Genomic DNA, 19,866 nt, shown 5'->3' with positions numbered 1-19,866 from the left:
GTTCCTCCTTTTATGTATGAATCAAAAACTCACTTACTATTGTACCAAACTTTTCAGGTTGTTCCACATGAACTGCATGTCCGGCCTTGTCGACTTTTATCCACTGGTTTTGCGGCAATTTTTCAGACATCAGGGCAGCAATCCTGCAAAACTTGTCATCCAATGTCCCGGTGATAAGCAAGGTGTTATTCATAACATTAGTTAACTCTTTCCACCATGACGGCTGGGTCCCGGTTCCCATTCCGATTAGGCTGTTTGCAAGCCCGATTGCCGAGTTTTTCAGCCTTTGCTGCCTGATGATTTTCCTCTCCTCCTCAGCAAGCGTTTTTTGGCTGGCGAATAAAGGGGTTTCTTCCCAGTAAGCAATAAATTCTGCCACTCCCTTTTCCAATATAAACCCGGCAAGCTGCTTATCCGCATTCCTCCTGTTCGCTCTTTCTTCCGCACTGTTCAAGCCTGGAGAAGCACTTTCCAGAATAAGCTTGCGAACCCGGTCCGGATATTTCACCGCAAAAGTTAATGCGAGCCTGCCGCCCATTGAATAGCCGAGAACATCAGCTTGGTCGATTTCCATTTGATCGAGCAAATCACGCAAATCTTCTGCGGCCGATTCGATTCGGTAACGTTCCGGAGAATTTGGGCAATCTGTTTTTCCATGGCCAATAATATCGGGCATGATCAATTTGGAATGGTCTCCCCATAGTTTGCAGAATGATTCCCATCCCGACGAATCGCCTGTAAAACCATGAAGCAGAATGAGCGGAAAACCATCCCCGCACTGCTTCACATGGAAATTGAGTCCGTTTATCACGTATTTCATCATGATTCCTCTTTCAAAAAGCCGCTTATTTCCCGGGAAACATCATTCCACAATTCTCGATGTTCACTTACATTCCTGTCTCTTGCTGTCGGAATTTCAATGACACTTAATCCATCATCCTCCATATTTCGCCGGAATGCCAATGAAAAACCGTCCCAGTTGGAGATTCTCTCAAAAGTACCATGATACATTTTAACAGCGTGCTCGAAATCAAGGCCGATCGGGGTGCCAAATAAAAGTTCAAAATGTTCCGGCTCAGCCGCCTGGGGCAGGAACGAGAAAATGCCCCCGCCGTTATTATTAATCAGCAAAATTTTGATATTCAAACCGTACAGCTTTGCAGCAAGCAACCCATTCAGGTCATGGAAAAACGTTAAATCTCCAACGACTAAATAAACAGGGCCAGCTATAGCTGCAGCGCCAAGCGCCGTTGAAATAACACCGTCAATGCCATTTATTCCGCGGTTCGCCATGATCCGGATTGATTTTTCACTGTTATGAAAAAATGTATCCAAATCCCTGATCGGCATGCTGTTTGCAACAAATAAAACGGACTGATCCGGGATAAGATCTGCCAGCTGCCAAAAAAGCTTCCCTTCACTCAACTGTTCAATGTCATTTACTTTGCGCAGCGATTTTTTTGTGAAATCGTTTAACTGAACCCATGACTGCAGGTAACGTGAGCGATTTGCGGAAGAAGCATACTTTGCTGCCGAGCGGCAAAAATCACGCTCATTGCAATAAAGCATTTCCGAAGCACCCGCCGCAGGGTCCCGCCAGCCCGCGCCTCCATCAATCACATATTGGACGGCATCATTGTTTTCTTTTATAAAACCAGTCAGCGCCTTTGAGACAGGCATTGCCCCAAAGCGAAGAATCAGATCCGGCTTTAATGCTTGCCTGCCTTCGTCATTTCGCAGGAAAGTATCATAAGCGTCAATGACATAGTCCTTGTTATGCATGCCGCTTCTGAGTTGTGATAACGGGTCTGCAAGGATTGGGAACTGAAGCTTTTGCGCCAATTCAATGATTGGTTCTGTCAATTCAGGAGCATCGATCGGACCACAGACGATAATGCCTTTTTCAAACTGGTTGATATGATGCGAAATTTCCTGATATTTTTCATCACTGAACGTTAAATCTCCAGAGTGGATTCCGACATACTTGTCGACTCTCTCTTCGTGTTCGAACAAGTTTTCCTTCCGCAGGTCTGGCAAAAGCGGTTCACGGAACGGAAAATTCAAATGAACCGGGCCGGCCGGTGCCCGTAACGCCGTTGCAGCAGCACGTGCGCAAACAGTTCTTACATAACGCAGCATTTCAGGTGAATCCTCAGGCGGTGCCATTTCCACAAACCATTTGACATGCCTTCCGTATAAATGAATTTGGTCGATTGCCTGCGGGGCTCCGACATCTCTTAATTCGTGGGGACGGTCAGCGGTCAGGACGATTAACGGCACCCTGGAGCTGTTTGCTTCGACAAGTGCCGGATAGTAGTTAGCCGCAGCTGTACCTGACGTACAAAGAATCGCGGTTGGACGATTGGATGCCTTGGCCATCCCTAACGCAAAAAAAGCTGCCGAACGCTCGTCTACATGAACATAAAGACGAAGTTCAGGATGGGCAGCCATCACCAGCGCCATTGGAGTTGATCGGGATCCGGGGCTTACGACAACGTCCTTTACCCCGGCGGCCACTAATTCCGCTACAAAAGCAGCGATATAGGCGGTTAAATTTTCTTGATGGCTCATTCCATTCTTCCTCCAAGAGCAGTAAGCATTGGGCGGAATTTAATTCCCGTCTCCATGTACTCGCTTTCCGAATCTGAATCTGCGACAATTCCGCACCCGGCAAACAAAGATGCCTCTCCTCCCTGAATCAATCCGGAACGAATCGATACCGCAAACTCGCCGTTATCATGATAATCCATCCAGCCGAGCGGAGCGGCATAAAAGCCCCGGTCCATTGCCTCAACCTCTCTAATTTTCGCCATCGCTTCGCATTTTGGCGAGCCGCCCAATGCAGGAGTTGGATGGAGACGTTTCACCATCGAAAGCAATGTTTTATTCTTTAACAGCTTCCCGGTAACGGGGGTATATAAATGCTGAATATCCCTCATTTTTAAAAGTTGAGGCTCGCTTGGCATGTCCACTTGTTCGCATGCATCTGCCATCGCTTCTTTAATCATATCAACAACATATTGATGCTCGATTAAATTCTTTTGGTCGGTTAGCAGCGTTTCGCCGAGGAGTTTGTCTTCTTCCGGAGTTTTGCCCCTTGCAATCGATCCGGCAAGGCAAGTCGACTTCACCTGGTTTGCCGCTTTTTTCACAAGCCTTTCCGGGGAAGCACCGATAAAGCAATCCCCATTCGACTCAAAGGCAAAAATAAAGCTCTCTCTTTGTTCCTTGAGCAACCGCGAGAGAACCATTTCCACTTGAACAGCATCTTTAAAATAGAGGCGGAGTTCCCTTGCAAGAACGACCTTTTTTAAGGAACCTTCCTGCAGGTCGTCCACAACATTCGAAACAGTATTTTTCCAAGCCCCGGGATCTATCTCCTCTTTATGCAAAAGCTTGGCGGTTTGATAACTGGCACCTTTTGCAGCCGAAGACAAAATCTCCTGCCGTTTTTCCGCCACTTTTTCAGCCAACGACGCATCATCATGCTGCGTGCAAACGACATTGGTTGTTAAGTAGCTTTGTCCATCTATTATGCTGAGCATATATTTTGGGAGATGGAAAAGAGAATCGGAAAACTTTGACCATAAAGGGGTTTTCTGTTTCAGCGGGTCAAAGGAAAATCCACCGAACATAACTGGGCCGAGTCCAGGTTGTGGATATGGGTTAAAAATGACAGAGTCTTCAATAAAGCGCTTCCACTCTTTTTCAGTATGAAGAAAACGGTCAGCCGCCTGATCGGATTGAATTTGCTTGCATATCCCCAGACCAATAATCAAGGCTTGTCCGGAAGGATCCTTCCAAAAAAACCGTTCACCGAGATATTGATCGCTTCCTGCAGCGAAAAAATCAACAGGGTCGATATGACCGATTTTATGAACCTCACTAACCAATACAGGCTTTGCTAATCTTCTGGCCCTATCTATCGCTTCCGATATGCCTTCCTTAAGCTCTGTATCTTGAATAGTAACCAAAAAAATCCCTCCAATAACAGCGAAATAAAGCTGTTATTCTTCGTTATAAACTTATTTTAAGATACACCTCATACGAGTACAATGTCAATAATGCTGATCAGATGCACCCTAGTAATTTCCTTATTATATGATAATTCATCTATTCCTTTTTAACAGCTGGTAAAAGCAACCTGAAATACACGAAAAAAGTCATTGACAGTGCTTATTCGATTACCTAAACTAAAAATTGTAATGAAAATTTCACACGATTGCCATCTATATATTTTTGACAAGTCTATACACTTTCGTTAATATAAATAGGTTTGCACTATCATTTTTTTAAGGGAGAGACAAATTGATGCAATCTCATATGCACACAAGTCCTTCACCTGTTGCATCTTCACAAAATTGGAGAGTCTGGTGGCAGCTGACACGCCCCCATACTTTAACAGCTGCTTTTGTACCGGTTCTGCTTGGAACCGCTTTAGCGATCCAGGTTACTGACATTCATATTGGTTTATTTGCAGCGATGCTCATTGCCAGTTTATTGATCCAGGCGGCCACGAATATGTTCAATGAGTACTATGATTATAAACGCGGCTTGGATAATGAGGAATCAGTGGGTATTGGCGGCGCGATTGTCCGGCACGGTATTTCTGCGAAAACGGTTCTCTCACTGGCTCTTGGTTTGTATGGTCTCTCGATCCTGATTGGAATATATATTTGCATGAACAGCACATGGTGGCTTGCATTAATCGGGCTCGCTTGCATGCTTGCCGGGTATTTGTACACAGGCGGTCCTATCCCGATTGCCTATACTCCTTTCGGCGAACTTTTTGCCGGACTATTTATGGGCATCATGATTATCTTAATTTCCTTTTACATTCAAACAGGCTTTATCTCAACGATCAGTATCCTTGTCTCGATTCCAATCGCTTTATTGGTTGGCGCGATACTGCTTGCCAACAATATTCGTGACCTCGATGGTGATAAAGAAAACGGGCGAAAGACGCTCGCCATATTGCTGGGCAGAAAACGGGCGATCTATTTATTGGCCGGAAAATTCATTATCTCGTTTGTCTGGGTTTTTGGATTGATTGTGAGCACCGAAGCGTCCCCATGGCTCGCTCTTGTTGTTTTGAGCGCCCCGAAAGCAGTTGAAGCGATCAAAGGGTTTATTGGCAAATCACTGCCGCTCCAGATGATGCCTGCTATGAAAGCAACGGCGCAAACAAATACGATTTTTGGATTTTTGCTGTCGATTGGATTATTTTTGGGCTATTTTTTATAAAAGATATACAAAATGGCTTCCGTCTACAAGCGGAAGCTTTTTTTGTGAATGCATCTAAAGTTTTAAAATAGGGACTGATTCATGCATAGATTGGCTTCGCTTTAGTTTAACAAACTATCAACAGGGTATTTTTAAACATAAATACTCTTTAGTAGCTGGAAATCTAATGAGGATGTGAATAAGATGTTGTCAACAGAACAGCAAAACCAGTTAAAATCCATGCTTGAAGAAAATAAACATCAACTTGAGCACCGGCTCAGCCAGAATAAAGAAGAGGCGGGCGCCCGGGAAGCGGCCGGCGAGCTTTCCATGTATGATAATCATCCCGCCGATATGGGCACAGAGCTTTTCGAACGCGAGAAGGACTTTGCTTTAGAAGGGCATGCCGATTTCGAACTTGATAAAATTAATGCGGCACTAAAAGCGATCGAGGCTGGCACTTACGGGAAATGTGCTGAATGCGGGAAAGACATCCCGTTCGAGCGGCTGGAGGCGATCCCGGCTGCTTTATTTTGCAAAGAGCACAGTCCGGACCAGCTAGTTTCCAATGATCGCCCTGTTGAAGAAGAGGTGCTGGAACCAGCACAGGGGAATACCTTTCAGCATCATCAGTTCCGCGAGGTTATCGACAATGAGGACAGCTTCCGGGAAGCAGCCCGATACGGCACATCAGAAACTCCTGCTGACTTAAAAGGCGATTATCAGAATTATAACGACTTATACAATGACGATGATGATGAAGGATTCACCGAGGACTATGAAACCTTCGCCGCTACCGGAATAAACGGAAAAAATCGTCAATTTTACCGCTCTAAGAAGCAGGAAAAATATGAAGAAATGCTTGATGACAAGAATATTGAATCTCCGCTTGGAAATATTCCATATCATAGGTCTGATGGCTATGTAGAAGGCAATCATAAAGACAAAAAATGAGGCCGGAATCCGGCCTCATTTTGTACTAAATCACCGCTCCTGGTGAAGATTTGATGTTCCATATATCGTCCGCATACTCCCGAATCGTCCGGTCGCTCGAAAAATAGCCGGAATGCGCAATATTCATTAAGCTCATTTTCAGCCAGCCCCGCTCGTTTTCGTAAGCTTTGCCTGCCTGCTTATGAATCTCGGCATAAGCGTCAAAATCCCTTAATACGAAATATTGATCATTTTGCATAAGCAGGGAATCATAAATGGTTTCGAACTCATCCCCGACTCCTGGAAAAAAGCCATTCACAAGCGAGTCGACGACAATGCGAATCCGCGTATCAAGATGGTAATACTCACGGGAATGATAGCCGCCGTTTTGATAATAGTTCAAAACTTCACTTGCAGTTAAGCCAAAAATAAAAATATTCTCCTGACCGACCTTCTCCATAATTTCAATATTGGCCCCATCCAATGTTCCGAGTGTGACAGCTCCATTCATCATAAACTTCATATTCCCGGTGCCTGATGCTTCTTTGCTCGCGGTCGAAATTTGTTCACTAATATCAGCTGCCGGGAAAATTTCTTCCGCCAGTGAAACGCGATAGTTTTCCAGAAAGATCACTTTCATCCTGTCGTTTACTTTCGGATCATGATTTACTTTGTCGGCAACAGAATGAATCAGTTTAATAATCTTTTTTGCATAATAATAGCCTGGCGACGCTTTTGCCCCAAAGATAAACGTTCTCGGGTGCATTTTAAAATTTGGGTCCTCCTTGATTTGCTTGTATAAATGCATAATATGGAGAATGTTTAAGAGCTGGCGCTTATAGGCGTGCAGCCTTTTCACTTGCACATCAAAAATCGACGCGGGATCGACGATTATACCGGTTTTCTCCTTGATTTTCCCGGCCAGTTTTTCTTTGTTGCCCCTTTTAATTGTGTTCATTTGCCCCAGAAATAACTGATCCTGTAGATGCTCTGCCAGATGGGACAGGGCGGCGGGATTTTCTATCCAGGACGGGCCGATCGTCTCTGTGATGAGTGAAGCCAGGCGCGGGTTTGCTTTCAAAAGCCATCTTCTATGGTTAATCCCATTTGTTTTACTATTAAATTTTTCTGGCGATATTTCAAAAAAGCGGACCATCTCCCGTTTCTTCAAAATATCTGTGTGAATTTTTGCGACACCGTTGACACTATGGCTTCCCACGATCGCAAGATGAGCCATTTTCACTTCACCATGTGCGATAATCGCCATCGCTTCAATCCGCTCCCAATCACCGGGATAGCGCAGCCATAAATCTTTGCAAAAACGCTCATTAATCTCATTGATGATCATATATATCCTTGGCAGCAGCGGCTGGAACAGGCGAATCGGCCATTTTTCAAGCGCCTCTGAAAGAGTCGTATGATTTGTATAAGAAATCGTCTTTGTCGTGACTTTCCAAGCTTGATCCCAGCCAAGCTTCTCCTCATCCAGCAATACCCTCATCAACTCGGGAATCGCCAAAACAGGGTGTGTATCATTAATATGAAGCCCTATGTAGTGCGGGAGTTCAAGCAAGTTTGCATGATTCCGCTTATACGAACGGATAATCGAGCGAATGCTTGCCGAGACAAGAAAATATTGCTGCTTCAGCCGCAATATTTTTCCTTCGTCATGTGTGTCATCAGGATAAAGAAATTCTGACACGGATTCTGTTTCCCTTTTGTATTTCATAATATCCTTGTTGATTGGATACGGAGAGGGCTCTGCACTCCAAAGCCGCAGCGTATTGACCGTATTTGTTTTATAGCCGACGACCGGGATATCATATGGAACAGCCGTGATCATTTCTGCGTCCACATGGCGGAAACGCAGTTTCCCCTCTTCCGTATAGCTCTCAACCGTGCCCCAAAACGGGATATCGATGGCTAAATCCGCTTTGCGCACTTCCCAAACATGGCCATGCCGCAGCCAGTGTTCCGGCAGTTCGACTTGATAGCCATCAACAATTTTCTGCTCGAAAAGGCCATGCTTATAACGGATGCCGCAGCCATGGCCCGGCAAATTTAAAGAAGCGAGCGAATCAAGGAAACAGGCTGCGAGTCTGCCGAGCCCGCCATTCCCAAGGCCTGCGTCCATCTCGACCTCTTCAAGCTCATCAAGGTTGATTCCGAGCTCTTTTAAGCCGCTGTCTACAACGTCTTCCATACCGATATTTATTAAGTTATGCCGCAACAGGCGCCCCAGCAAAAACTCGATAGACAGGTAGTATACTTGCTTTGTCCCTGTACTTCTGTAGCGCTCGTTCGTCTGAATCCAATCCAGGCTAATATATTCCCTGATCATGCTGCCGAGTGTATGAAACTGGTCCCATTTCGTACTGTCATTAAAACTTTTTCCATACGTCAACTCAAGGCGCTGCAGAAACAAAGCTTTAAATTCCTCTTTATTAGAAAACATGACTCTCACTCCTTGAGATGAGCTCGGCATAAAGCCGATTATATTTGAATGCTGACTGTGCCCAGCTATAGTCGGTTTTCATCGCCCGTTTGACAAGCTGTTTCCAGATCTTTTTATCCTCGTAAAAGTGGAGCGCTCTCCGGATCGTGTAAAGCATATCGTGGGCATTGAAGTTTTTGAAAGAAAAACCATTCCCTTCATTATAAAACTCGTTGAAGGATTGGACTGTATCATTTAAGCCTCCCGTTTCCCGGACAATCGGAACCGCTCCATAGTTCATCGCGATCATCTGGCCAAGGCCGCACGGTTCAAAGAGGGACGGCATCAAAAACAAATCTGCGCCTGCGTATATTTTATGGGCCAATGCTTCATCGAACCCGATATGTGCGTTAAATTGTGCAGAAAACTGGTGGCTCTTCCACCTGAAAAAATCCTCAAACTCCGCATCCCCTGTGCCTAAAACAATCATTTGCATGTTTTCAGCCATAAGCTCATCAAACACCCGTTTGACGAGATCGAGTCCTTTTTGCTTCGTAAGCCTTGTGACCATCACCAAAAGCGGCTTATCTGCATGCTCCTCAAGCCCGAACAGACGCTGCAGCTCCAGTTTATTTTTGAATTTTCCGGCCAAATCGTCGCCACTGTATGGATGTGTTATAAAAGGATCATTGGCCGGATTATAAAATTCATCGTCAATTTCATTTAAAATGCCAACTAAATCGGAGTTTCTTTTCCTCAGCAAACCATCGAGTTTTTCCCCGTAATACGGCATTTGAATTTCCTGTAAGTAGGAAGGGCTCACGGTTGTGATCTTATCCGCGGCAACAAGTGCACCCTTCATAAAATTGATATCGCCATAAAACTCAAGCTGTTCGCTGTTAAAATATTCATCACCCAGCCCAAGTAAATCATGCAAAATTACTTTAGGGTATACTCCCTGAAATTGCAGGTTATGAATCGTAAAAACGGTTCTGATCAAGGCATAGCCTTCCCTTTTTGCATATTCTGCTTTAAGAAGGAAAGGAATCATGGCAGTATGCCAATCATGGCAATGAAGGATATCAGGATAAAAATCCAGGCATGATAGGCTTTCAAGCACAGCCCGGTCAAAGTAAGCAAATCTTTCACCATCATCAAAATATCCGTAGAGCCGGTCGCGCTTAAAATAATACTCGTTGTCGACAAAATAATAGGTGACCCCTTCAAATACAAGCTCTTCAATCCCGCAATACTGGTTGCGCCAGCCAACCTGTACATTGAATTCACAAATCTTTTTTAAATGCTTCCGGTACTCTTCCGGAAGGCTCCCGTATTTTGGCAGAATGACACGGATATCCGTTCCGAGTTTTTTCAGTTCTTTAGGCAATGATCCTGCGACATCCGCCAGGCCGCCGGATTTAATGAATGGGACACACTCCGAGACAGCAAATAGTAATTTCACGAATTCATCAACGCTCCCTGTACGGTTCCTTTTCGAATCACATACGGATGGCGGCTTGAAGTCTTCATAACGGTATTCGGCTCGATCTTTACGTCCTTATCCAAAATAACTGAATCGAGCACACAGTTTTCGGCAATTTGGCATTTTTGCATAATGATACTGTTTCGAATCACCGAATTTTTGCCTATTTTTACCCCCCTTGAGATAATGCTGTTTTCCACATGCCCTTCAAGGATGCAGCCGTTCGCAATCATCGCATTTTTCACCTTGGCTCCTGCTAAATAGCGGGTTGGCGGTTCATCTTTTACTTTTGTATAAATCGGCTGTTCCTTCAAGAATAGCTGCTGCCAGATCGATGGTTTAAGAATGCTCATGCTCGCATTGAAATAAGCGTTAATCGAATCGATCATAAAGGCAAATCCGGTATAATTATAGGTGCAGAGCCTATACGAATGTGCGATATCGGTCACAACATCCCGCATGCACGTATATCCCGTATTTTCTCTTGTTTCAATTAATTCAATCAACAGGGATTTTTTCACCAGATACATTTCGAGCGATTTTCCCTTCTGGCGAATCTCGGTAATATCACATTCGGATGCCAGATGCCAATCAAGGACCGGCCTGAAATCCATATTGAACACGGTATAACAGTTGGCAATCAAGGCATATTCCTGTGTGCTCCGGTAAAAATAATCGAGGTTCGCCGCAAAATGGGTAAACGATCCGATTCCTTGCTGCGGCCCATCCAAATTTGGCGATGGAAAAAAGAACAAACCATCCCGCTTGCGATTTAAATCCCAGTTGCGCCCGGAACCTAAATGATCCATTAAGGAGCGGTACTGGTATTTTGGAAAAATTGCGACGCTCTCAATCTCTGAATTCACCATATTAGATAGTACAAAGTCAATTAGTCGATATCGCCCGGCGATCGGAACTGCTGCAAGAGAACGATGAATAATCAATTCTTCTAAATCTTCATGATAGGTTGTTGCATCAATAACACCCAGTAGTCGCTTTTTCAACTTTTGTCCCTCCCGATTTGTTATTTGTAAGCGTTTCTGACTAATTTTTAATCTTGTGTGGTACATGATGAGAAATGCCTTTCAGCAGTTCATCGGTCACGAGTACCACCTCTTCCGACTCATCAACAGGGCGGATCACCGCTCCGTCGGGAATACGGATATTGGAAGGAACGATCGCTTTTTCAATATAAGAGTTTTTTCCAATGACAGCATCCGGCATTACGACTGTTTCTTTGACAACAGCCCCTTGTTCAACGGTAACACCCTGGAATAAAACCGATTTTCTAATATCGCCTTCAATGGTGCATCCTTCGTTGACGAGCGATTCAGTAATATCCGCTTCTGCCGAAATAAATTGGGGAGGATGGTTCGGGTTGATTGAGTAGATTCGCCATGAATAATCAAACAGGTTAAGTTCGCATTCTTCGTCAAGCATATCCATGTTTGCTTCCCAGAGGCTTTTTACTGTCCCAACATCTTTCCAGTAACCCTTAAATGGATAGGCATACATTTTCTTTTTCTCATCAAGAAGGAGCGGAATCACATCTTTACCAAAATCATGTGAGGATTCCGGGTTGCGGTCATCCATTTCCAAATACTCTTTTAAAACGCTCCAGTTAAAAATATAGATTCCCATTGAGGCAAGATTGCTTTTTGGCATTTGCGGTTTTTCATCAAATTGGGTAATTCTCATGTCGTCGCTCGTATTCATTATTCCGAACCGGCTCGCTTCAGCCCAGGGAACTTCGATAACGGAGATGGTGACATCTGCCCCTTTTTCTATGTGGTATTGCAGCATTTTTTCGTAATCCATTTTATAAATGTGATCTCCGGAAAGGATAAGTACATATTCAGGTTCGTACTGGACTAAATAATTTAAATTTTGGTAAATGGCACTCGCCGTTCCTGTATACCATTTCACTTCGGAGGACTCGCTGTACGGAGGCAGGACTGTAACCCCACCATCCTTGCGGTCCAGGTCCCAGGCACTGCCGATTCCAATATAGGAGTTTAAAACAAGAGGTTGATATTGAGTGAGGACACCGACAGTATCAATCCCTGAATTCGTGCAATTGCTTAACGTAAAATCAATGATTCTATATTTGCCCCCAAAGGGAACAGCCGGCTTCGCCAGGTTCTTCGTCAATGTACTAAGCCTGCTTCCCTTTCCTCCTGCCAGCAGCATTGCGACGCACTTTTTCTTCACCATTGCTGTTCATCTCCTTCCGCTTTTTCACAGGTCTTAATATGATTAAACCAAATGGCGATATCGTTAATTTCACAGAATAAGGCCGTCCATGAAAGCTGTTTTCTTCTGCCTTCACAACCCGCTTGTTCACAAAGCCCGCACCGCCAAACGCGAGCTGGTCACTGTTAAATGTTTCGCGGTATTGCCCGGCAGCAGGAACGCCAATTTTATAATCCAAGTATGTTTTTTCTGTAAAATTAGCAATTATGATAAGATATTCGCCATCCTTTGCTCCTTTACGTATGAAAGAAAAGATCGACTGCTGCCAATTATTTACGTCAATCCATTCAAAGCCTTCGCCAAGGTGATCCAATTCGTACAACGGCTTGGAACGCTTATAAACCTTCAGTAATTCTTTAACATAGTCATTCAATTTTTGGTGCATGTCATACTCAAGCAGATTCCAATCAAGCTGTTCTCTAAACTTCCATTCTGCAAACTGGCCAAGCTCGGTACCCATAAACATCAGTTTTTTTCCGGGATGGGCAAACATAAATCCAAGCAAAAGGCGCAGCTGCGCAAATTTTTGCCAATAATCTCCCGGCATTTTATCCAACAGTGATTTCTTGCCATGCACCACTTCATCATGCGAGAGTGGCAAAACAAAATTCTCATTAAATGCATATAACAATGAAAATGTTACTTTGCTGTGGTGTTTTGATCTTTCAAAGGAGGGAGCTTCCATATAGGTCAAAATGTCATTCATCCAACCCATATTCCACTTATAATTGAAGCCCAGCCCGCCATAATGCACAGGGCTCGTCACTTGCGGCCAGTCCGTTGAATCTTCGGCAATCATCAGCATGTTTGGATCTTGCTCAAAAATAGCCTTATTCAAATTCTTTAAAAATTCGAGACCGTATGGATTGGCATGGCCCCCATCTGAATTGGGCCAATAGATGATGTTCGCGACTGCATCAACGCGAAACCCGTCTACATGGAAATATTCCATCCAAAACAATGCATTGGAGATCAAAAAGCTTTGTACTTCCGGCTTTCCCAAATCAAAATTGGCCGTTCCCCATTCATGATTTTCCCGGTCATGGCTATTTTGGTACTCAAACAAATAGCTCCCATCAAAGCGGAACAGCCCATGATCATCCTTGCAAAAATGCCCCGGAACCCAGTCAAGGATTACACCTATCCCATTTTGATGGCACTGATCAATGAAAAACATCAGCTCTTGCGGTGTGCCGTAACGGCTTGTAACAGAATAATATCCAGTACCCTGATATCCCCATGAGTCGTCGAACGGATGCTCAACTAAAGGCAACAGCTCAATATGCGTAAAACCATGCTCCAGGACATACGGAATTAGCTGCTCAGCCAGCTCCCTGTAAGTCAGAAAACTTCCATCTTCTTTCTTTTTCCAGGAGCCTGCATGAACTTCGTATATCGCTGCCGGCTCAGCATAGATCGGCTTTTTCTCTTTGCGAATTCGCCAATTGTGGTCATTCCATTCGTAACCCTCAAGAGAATAGACAATTGAGGCAGTTCGAGGGCGAAGCTCGGCATAATAGCCGAACGGGTCAGATTTCAGCAGACGTTCACCGTTACTATTGATGATTTCATACTTATACAGGGCACCCTCCAGATTTCTATCGACCATCAGCATCCAAACACCTTCATTATTCACTCTATGAAAGACATACCCTTCTCCATTCCAATTGTTAAAATCACCGACTAGTCTGACAATAGCAGCAGATGGAGCCCACACACAAAATCGGGTAAACTGCCTGTCATTTTCCTGAAAAAGGTGGGCACCGAATAAACGATAGCTTTCATAAAACGTACCTTCATGAAACAAATGCAGCTGATAATCTGTTGGCAATAATGAGTTCAACACAATCCTTCTCCCCGCTCCAAAAATATTTCATGACTTTTATCTATTATTCGGCTTGCGTATCGAATATCCTTGTAAAAATTTTTTTAATTTTGTGACAATAAACTCTTTTTTTCGATAAATTTTAAATAGAAATGAGGTAATAATTGGGATTTCGACATCTTTATGAGCAAGCAGTGACAAATTACGAATTTAAAAAAATTTGGATTTTATCATGGAAGGTGTATTGGATAAGAGAGACAGGAGAGTTCTTAGTTATCATTTTCTTGTTAATCCGATGATTTCGGCTCCAGTAAATTTTAGATAAAGATTTTACTGGAAATTGGTATGAGTGCGACTAACATATAATTTGCACTAAAGGCAATTTTTTTCAGAAACAGTTTATATCAAACCCTTTTCAATGCAAATACAAGAGCGGACCATATCAATTTTCCACTAAAGAACCCCATTAATTTCCTTTAATAATCCGCTTTCGACTCTTCTATACTAATGTGGAAGGGAGGAAATTTAATGAAAGTACTTTTCTTGGTTATGCTGTTAATCGCCACTATGCTACTTTTTTATAGGGCATATAAAAATACTCAAAAAGTTGTTTTCAATAAAGTTCATTTACCTACTTTTGAATTTCAGCGTTCAACTGGTCCTCTTTTACATATTTTGCAAATCTCAGATATGCATCTTGAACACATTTCGATTTCACCCGAACAACTTTATGATAAGTTGGCCGGCGAAACCATTGATTTAATTGCTCTTACTGGCGATTTTCTGGATAGAAAACGCACGATTCCTAAACTTATTCCGTATTTAAAAGTGTTAAAGCGCCTAAATGCACCATATGGAATATATGTAGTGTTTGGAAATCACGATTACATTTTAAAAATGGAGGATTTTGAAATACTGAGGGAAGTATTGAAAAAATATGGCTGTAAAACACTGCAAAACGAAAACGAGGCCGTTTTTGTCGATGGAGAACGAATTAATATTATCGGGGTTGATGACTTTCACTCAAAAAGAAGTGAACTGCAAAAAGCATTTTCCGATCTAAAGGAAGGATATTCCTTAGTTTTAACCCATGATCCAAACATCGTTCTTAACATGAAAGACTTCCATTATGATTATCTTCTTTCAGGCCATTTCCATGGCGGACAGATTCACTGGCCTAAGCCTTATCATCTCGCGAAACTCGCACGTACAATGATGCGAATGAATATGATCAAAGGCCTCCAGCTTTATAATGAAAAACCTTTTTATATAGGTGAAGGATTAGGAGAAACATCCATTAACATACGGATTGGAAGCCGTCCTGAAATCACACTTCACCAACTATCTCTAAACAAAAAAATAGAAAAAGAAGAGGCTCTGGCGGCAGTTTAACGCCGGAGCCTTTTACTTAAGACACCGGTATTCCCTAGTCAATATATTTCTTCTCCACTGGCTTCCCTTTGGTCGAATCTGAAGCGTTCTCAGGACTAAACATCAATTGATATAAATACAAGACGTACACGGCCTGTCACATCACACATAATTATGAATAGCAATTATTATTAGTACTCATAACTTTTTTAGTGAGGATTTAATTATGCATATTACTTCCATATTGCTTGGGCTAGTTATTATATTAAATATTTTTTTTGCGATTATTGTTATTTTTCGCGAAAGGCGGGATGCCAGTTCCTCATGGGCTTGGTTGTTGGTTCTATATTTTATGCCTTTAGCCGGGTTTGTGTTATATCTCCTTTTAGGACAAAACCTGAGCCATTATCAACTGTTTCAATGGGATGATCGTAAAAAGATTAGAAGCGCAAAAATGGCAGCAACCCAATTGGCCCAGCTAGGTTCCCGCCAGTTCCAATTTCGCAATCAAGCTACAAGAAGCAGCAGAGATTTAATATATATGCATTTAATTAACAATGATGCTGTTTTAACTGAAGATAATTTAGTTGAATTGTTTACGGATGGTCAGGAAAAGTTTAACAGCTTATTTAAAGATATCGAAGATGCAAAGGACCATATTCATCTGCAGTACTTTATCATTAAAAAAGACGAGCTTGGCAAAAAACTCATAGAAGTTTTAACGAAGAAAGCAAAAGAAGGGGTTAAAGTACGGGTTTTATATGATGAACTGGGTTCGAGAGGATTAACAAAACGATTTTTTAAAGAGCTTCGAGAAGCTGGTGGTGAAGTGGAAGTCTTTTTTCCTTCCAAATTCCGCCTCATCAATCTGCGGTTAAATTATCGGAACCATCGCAAGTTAGTCATTATTGATGGAAAAACCGGTTATGTAGGCGGCTTTAATGTGGCCAATGAATATCTTGGGCTTGTACCAAAATTCGGCTATTGGCGTGACACTCATTTAAGGATACAGGGTACAGCTGTTCATGCGATTCAGACCCGTTTTATTCTCGATTGGAATCAGGCTTCCTGCTGCCACAAAATTTCCTTTCTTCCAAATTACTTCCCAGAGGATATTTCTCCAGGAAAAGTCGGAATGCAAATCGTTTCAAGCGGGCCGGATTCTGAATGGGAACATATTAAGAATGGATTGATTAAAATGATCACAACAGCAAAAAAATCCGTTCTCATCCAAACGCCATATTTTATTCCTGATACAAGTTTATTAGATGGCCTTCGAATTGCATGTTTATCTGGCGTTGAGGTTAAAATTATGATTCCTAATAAACCGGATCACATGTTTGTATATTGGGCAACCCTGTCTTACATTGGAGAATTACTAAAGGCTGGGGCAACGGTCTATATTTACGATAATGGTTTTATACATGCCAAAACCATTGTTGTAGATGAAGAAATATCTTCTGTTGGAACAGCGAATATTGATATAAGAAGCTTCAAATTAGATTTTGAGGTGAATGCCTTTATTTATGATGAGGGTATTGCTCAAAGGCTGACCAAAGCATTTAATCACGATGTAAAAGTATCCAGGGAACTCACTCTTGAACAGTATCAAAAACTCCCGCTATGGGTACGTTTCAAAGAATCGATATCCAGGTTATTATCCCCGATCTTATAAAGGAAACCGAATGCTGTCGTGAAAGTTTGTCAATGCAGCCTTAAGAAAATAATCAGTAATAATGCCCATGGTGGAAATATGAAAGCTGTACTAGTAAACCCCATTATGTGCATCGTTAACGTTTCATAACCTCGTAAGAAGCATTCCAAACATTCTCTTAAAAAAGATAAATAAAAAAATAAATATTGAACAAAATGTTAAAGTGCTCATTTTTACGCGAGGAGGATTCACTTGGAAAATCGAGTTTTTTATATTGCTCTGGGAGATTCTCTCACTGAGGGAGTGGGAGCTTCTAATCATGACAAGTCATTTGCCGCCAGTTTTTTTCAAGCTATAAAACAAACAAAAGATTGCCAGTACATAAACTTTGGTAAATCAGGGCGCAGCAGCGGGGAATTGCTTGAATTTGTTAGGGATTCCAAAATACAAGATATATTGAAGAAAGCAACCCTTATTACTATGACAACAGGCGGAATTGATATGATTCGTGCCTATGGGAATACCTCTAACATTCTAGAATACGCTCGTACGATTCAAATGTTAAAACAAAATTTGAGTCACATTTTGCAGATCATCACTGAAATTAATCCAAATGCCCAAGTATTCATAATGGGCCTTTATAATCCAGGTACTCTGGACCACAAATTATATAGTTTAGCCCAAAAATTAATTCAAGGGATAAACAAATTGTATGAAGAAACGGCCAAACAATTTGGAATTTACAACATCAACCCAATGGATTCTTTTAGAAACAAACCGCATCTATTGGCAGATGAAGTTCATCCCAATGATTTAGGATATAGAGTGATAACCGATTTGTTTCTAAATGAACAAAAATTTTCCATCCCTATGTGACCAAACCAATAATATAATCAAAAAAGCTGCTGACACATTGTCAACAGCTTTTTTGATAGATGACCCCTACGGGATTCGAACCCGTGTTACCGCCGTGAAAGGGCGGTGTCTTAACCGCTTGACCAAGGGGCCGTTCGTTATGGCGGAGAAGGAGGGATTTGAACCCTCGCGCCGCTTACGCGACCTACACCCTTAGCAGGGGCGCCTCTTCAGCCTCTTGAGTACTTCCCCATATAGATGGCTCCGCAGGCAGGATTCGAACCTGCGACCGTTCGGTTAACAGCCGAATGCTCTACCACTGAGCTACTGCGGAATACTAATAATGCTCCCTAAATCCAGTTTAGCTTCGAATGTCCCCATCTCGGGAAGCCGAGGCAAGATGTGGCTCGATGGGTCAACTCGCAGTCCATTCATGGCAGCTTTGCTCGTTGCTCTACCACTGAGCTACTGCGGAATAATAAGATTCATTTATTTCTGGCCTAGAGCAGCAAAACAATGCTATTCTCCGAACTAATTTTTGTGGGAATGGTGGGCCTAAATGGACTTGAACCATCGACCTCACGCTTATCAGGCGTGCGCTCTAACCAGCTGAGCTATAGGCCCATTTTTGGAGCGGGTGATGGGAATCGAACCCACGATATCAGCTTGGAAGGCTGAAGTTTTACCATTAAACTACACCCGCATTGTATAGAATTAATCGCCAACAATGGTGGCTCAGGACGGAATCGAACCGCCGACACAAGGATTTTCAGTCCTTTGCTCTACCGACTGAGCTACTGAGCCATAATTCAAGTGTTTCCTAAACCTTAATTCAAGTAAGTCCTTTGCTCAAAAGATCTCACGATCTTTCTCGCAGGTTGCCACAGAAGCCAACCATCGAAGAGAGCAACCTGCTCTACCGACTGAGCTACTGAGCCAATATAAAAAGTATTATAATAAAAAATGGCGGTCCCGACCGGGATCGAACCGGCGATCTCCTGCGTGACAGGCAGGCATGTTAACCGCTACACCACGGGACCAGATTGCGGGGGCAGGATTTGAACCTGCGACCTTCGGGTTATGAGCCCGACGAGCTACCGGACTGCTCCACCCCGCGACAATAATAGTGTAAGTTAAATCTTAAAAATAAATATGGAGGAGGAAGGGGGATTCGAACCCCCGCGCGGTTTGACCCGCCTGTCGGTTTTCAAGACCGATCCCTTCAGCCAGACTTGGGTATTCCTCCGGATAATAAGTATTAATGGTGGACCTTGTAGGACTCGAACCTACGACCGGACGGTTATGAGCCGTCTGCTCTAACCAGCTGAGCTAAAGGTCCATGTTAAACTATTTTTAATTAAGATTGTAGTCAAAACTGTCTGTCCCCATCTCAGTATGTTTATTCAAGCAGCGGCTCGATGGGTACAACTCGCAGCTTGATTCATGGATGCTTTGCTCGTTGCTCTAACCAGCTGAGCTAAAGGTCCATGCTTAAATTATTATATGGTAGCGGCGGAGGGGATCGAACCCCCGACCTCACGGGTATGAACCGTACGCTCTAGCCAGCTGAGCTACACCGCCAAATATAAAAAATAATGAATGGTGGAGCCTAGCGGGATCGAACCGCTGACCTCCTGCGTGCAAAGCAGGCGCTCTCCCAGCTGAGCTAAGGCCCCATGAAAGTGCTTACTGGTCGGGAAGACAGGATTCGAACCTGCGACCCCTTGGTCCCAAACCAAGTGCTCTACCAAGCTGAGCTACTTCCCGTTAAATAATGGCGCGCCCGACAGGAGTCGAACCCATAACCTTCTGATCCGTAGTCAGACGCTCTATCC

General features: G+C 43.2%; 13 protein-coding genes and 13 tRNA genes. 5 read left to right on the top strand and 21 right to left on the bottom strand.

The features are described 5' to 3' along the window. Positions 1–10: 10 nt before the first annotated feature. The 3 genes from menH to CU633_RS00120 are packed head-to-tail and all read right to left on the bottom strand — an operon-like array spanning position 11 to position 3,974. Positions 11–820: a 2-succinyl-6-hydroxy-2,4-cyclohexadiene-1-carboxylate synthase gene (menH, locus tag CU633_RS00130; RefSeq protein WP_101657700.1), complete on the bottom strand. Its 810-nt coding sequence runs from the start codon at positions 818–820 to the stop codon at positions 11–13. Continuing rightward, complete coding sequence (gene menD, locus CU633_RS00125) at positions 820–2,571, bottom strand: 2-succinyl-5-enolpyruvyl-6-hydroxy-3-cyclohexene-1-carboxylic-acid synthase (protein ID WP_101657699.1); 1,752 nt, start codon at positions 2,569–2,571, stop codon at positions 820–822. The genes menH and menD overlap by 1 nt, the downstream gene beginning before the upstream one ends. Beyond that, a complete protein-coding gene (locus CU633_RS00120) occupies positions 2,568–3,974 on the bottom strand; it encodes an isochorismate synthase (protein WP_101657698.1) in 1,407 nt (468 codons plus the stop codon). The genes menD and CU633_RS00120 overlap by 4 nt, the downstream gene beginning before the upstream one ends. Before the next feature lie 337 nt (positions 3,975–4,311). Between CU633_RS00120 and CU633_RS00115 the strand changes: the two genes are divergently transcribed. Both CU633_RS00115 and CU633_RS00110 read left to right on the top strand, forming a co-directional pair. Further along, positions 4,312–5,244, top strand: a complete 933-nt coding sequence (locus CU633_RS00115; RefSeq protein ID WP_101657697.1) for a 1,4-dihydroxy-2-naphthoate polyprenyltransferase — start codon at positions 4,312–4,314, stop codon at positions 5,242–5,244. Positions 5,245–5,427: 183 nt separating this feature from the next. Further along, entirely contained in the window at positions 5,428–6,177 is a 750-nt protein-coding gene (locus tag CU633_RS00110; RefSeq protein WP_101657696.1) for a TraR/DksA C4-type zinc finger protein, read from the top strand. A gap of 25 nt (positions 6,178–6,202) precedes the next feature. Here CU633_RS00110 and CU633_RS00105 read toward each other — a convergent pair whose 3' ends face one another. From CU633_RS00105 to glgB, 5 genes are read right to left on the bottom strand one after another with little or no spacing between them, the layout of a single operon-like run. Next, a complete protein-coding gene (locus CU633_RS00105; RefSeq protein ID WP_101657695.1) occupies positions 6,203–8,611 on the bottom strand; it encodes a glycogen/starch/alpha-glucan phosphorylase in 2,409 nt (802 codons plus the stop codon). Then, on the bottom strand, positions 8,601–10,052 hold the full coding sequence (gene glgA / locus CU633_RS00100) for a glycogen synthase GlgA (RefSeq protein ID WP_101657694.1): 1,452 nt from the start codon (positions 10,050–10,052) through the stop codon (positions 8,601–8,603). The genes CU633_RS00105 and glgA overlap by 11 nt, the downstream gene beginning before the upstream one ends. Beyond that, positions 10,049–11,077 carry a sugar phosphate nucleotidyltransferase gene (locus CU633_RS00095; RefSeq protein WP_101657693.1) on the bottom strand — a complete coding sequence of 343 codons (1,029 nt, stop codon included), beginning with the start codon at positions 11,075–11,077 and terminating at the stop codon, positions 10,049–10,051. The genes glgA and CU633_RS00095 overlap by 4 nt, the downstream gene beginning before the upstream one ends. Before the next feature lie 40 nt (positions 11,078–11,117). Then, complete coding sequence (locus CU633_RS00090; protein ID WP_101657692.1) at positions 11,118–12,287, bottom strand: glucose-1-phosphate adenylyltransferase; 1,170 nt, start codon at positions 12,285–12,287, stop codon at positions 11,118–11,120. Further along, a complete protein-coding gene (gene glgB, locus CU633_RS00085; RefSeq protein ID WP_101657691.1) occupies positions 12,229–14,175 on the bottom strand; it encodes a 1,4-alpha-glucan branching protein GlgB in 1,947 nt (648 codons plus the stop codon). Before glgB ends, CU633_RS00090 begins: the two co-directional genes overlap by 59 nt. Positions 14,176–14,679: 504 nt before the next feature. On the opposite strand from glgB, the gene CU633_RS00080 reads away from it, so the two are divergent. The 3 genes from CU633_RS00080 to CU633_RS00070 all read left to right on the top strand — a co-directional run bounded on the left by CU633_RS00080 (position 14,680) and on the right by CU633_RS00070 (position 18,052). Beyond that, entirely contained in the window at positions 14,680–15,543 is an 864-nt protein-coding gene (locus CU633_RS00080) for a metallophosphoesterase (protein ID WP_101657690.1), read from the top strand. 205 nt (positions 15,544–15,748) lie between these two features. Beyond that, positions 15,749–17,197 (top strand): cardiolipin synthase, encoded by a 1,449-nt coding sequence (gene cls, locus CU633_RS00075; protein WP_101657689.1) that lies wholly within the window; start codon positions 15,749–15,751, stop codon positions 17,195–17,197. 231 nt (positions 17,198–17,428) lie between these two features. Next, a complete protein-coding gene (locus CU633_RS00070) occupies positions 17,429–18,052 on the top strand; it encodes a GDSL-type esterase/lipase family protein (protein WP_180954804.1) in 624 nt (207 codons plus the stop codon). Positions 18,053–18,112: 60 nt separating this feature from the next. Here CU633_RS00070 and CU633_RS00065 read toward each other — a convergent pair. The 13 genes from CU633_RS00065 to CU633_RS00005 all read right to left on the bottom strand — a co-directional run bounded on the left by CU633_RS00065 (position 18,113) and on the right by CU633_RS00005 (position 19,798). Further along, positions 18,113–18,184 (bottom strand) — tRNA-Glu (locus CU633_RS00065). 8 nt (positions 18,185–18,192) lie between these two features. Next, positions 18,193–18,283: transfer RNA gene (locus tag CU633_RS00060), tRNA-Ser, on the bottom strand. A gap of 7 nt (positions 18,284–18,290) precedes the next feature. After that, positions 18,291–18,365, bottom strand: a tRNA-Asn gene (locus tag CU633_RS00055). Positions 18,366–18,578: 213 nt separating this feature from the next. After that, positions 18,579–18,655, bottom strand: a tRNA-Ile gene (locus tag CU633_RS00050). A gap of 5 nt (positions 18,656–18,660) precedes the next feature. Then, positions 18,661–18,734: transfer RNA gene (locus CU633_RS00045), tRNA-Gly, on the bottom strand. A 25-nt stretch (positions 18,735–18,759) separates the two neighbouring features. Next, positions 18,760–18,835 (bottom strand) — tRNA-Phe (locus tag CU633_RS00040). Positions 18,836–18,995: 160 nt separating this feature from the next. Further along, a tRNA-Asp gene (locus tag CU633_RS00035) sits at positions 18,996–19,071 on the bottom strand. A 3-nt stretch (positions 19,072–19,074) separates the two neighbouring features. Beyond that, positions 19,075–19,148 (bottom strand) — tRNA-Met (locus CU633_RS00030). A gap of 36 nt (positions 19,149–19,184) precedes the next feature. Then, a tRNA-Ser gene (locus CU633_RS00025) sits at positions 19,185–19,277 on the bottom strand. A gap of 16 nt (positions 19,278–19,293) precedes the next feature. Continuing rightward, positions 19,294–19,370: transfer RNA gene (locus CU633_RS00020), tRNA-Ile, on the bottom strand. Positions 19,371–19,535: 165 nt separating this feature from the next. Next, positions 19,536–19,612: transfer RNA gene (locus CU633_RS00015), tRNA-Met, on the bottom strand. Positions 19,613–19,631: 19 nt separating this feature from the next. Continuing rightward, a tRNA-Ala gene (locus CU633_RS00010) sits at positions 19,632–19,707 on the bottom strand. Between the two features lie 14 nt (positions 19,708–19,721). Continuing rightward, a tRNA-Pro gene (locus tag CU633_RS00005) sits at positions 19,722–19,798 on the bottom strand. Between the last annotated feature and the right edge of the window lie 68 nt (positions 19,799–19,866).

The sequence above is a fragment of the Bacillus sp. V3-13 genome, from assembly GCF_002860165.1.
GTDB lineage: Bacteria > Bacillota > Bacilli > Bacillales > Cytobacillaceae > Bacillus_BJ.
Note: the sequence above shows the minus strand (reverse complement) of the source record. Positions and strands in the feature narration are given on the sequence as shown.

Coding starts and splice junctions, on each gene's coding strand:
- menH (WP_101657700.1), bottom strand. CDS start 820: ATGAAATACGTGATAAACGGACTCAATTTCCATGTGAAGCAGTGCGGG.
- menD (WP_101657699.1), bottom strand. CDS start 2,571: ATGAGCCATCAAGAAAATTTAACCGCCTATATCGCTGCTTTTGTAGCG.
- CU633_RS00115 (WP_101657697.1), top strand. CDS start 4,312: ATGCAATCTCATATGCACACAAGTCCTTCACCTGTTGCATCTTCACAA.
- CU633_RS00110 (WP_101657696.1), top strand. CDS start 5,428: ATGTTGTCAACAGAACAGCAAAACCAGTTAAAATCCATGCTTGAAGAA.
- CU633_RS00105 (WP_101657695.1), bottom strand. CDS start 8,611: ATGTTTTCTAATAAAGAGGAATTTAAAGCTTTGTTTCTGCAGCGCCTT.
- CU633_RS00090 (WP_101657692.1), bottom strand. CDS start 12,287: ATGGTGAAGAAAAAGTGCGTCGCAATGCTGCTGGCAGGAGGAAAGGGA.
- CU633_RS00080 (WP_101657690.1), top strand. CDS start 14,680: ATGAAAGTACTTTTCTTGGTTATGCTGTTAATCGCCACTATGCTACTT.
- cls (WP_101657689.1), top strand. CDS start 15,749: ATGCATATTACTTCCATATTGCTTGGGCTAGTTATTATATTAAATATT.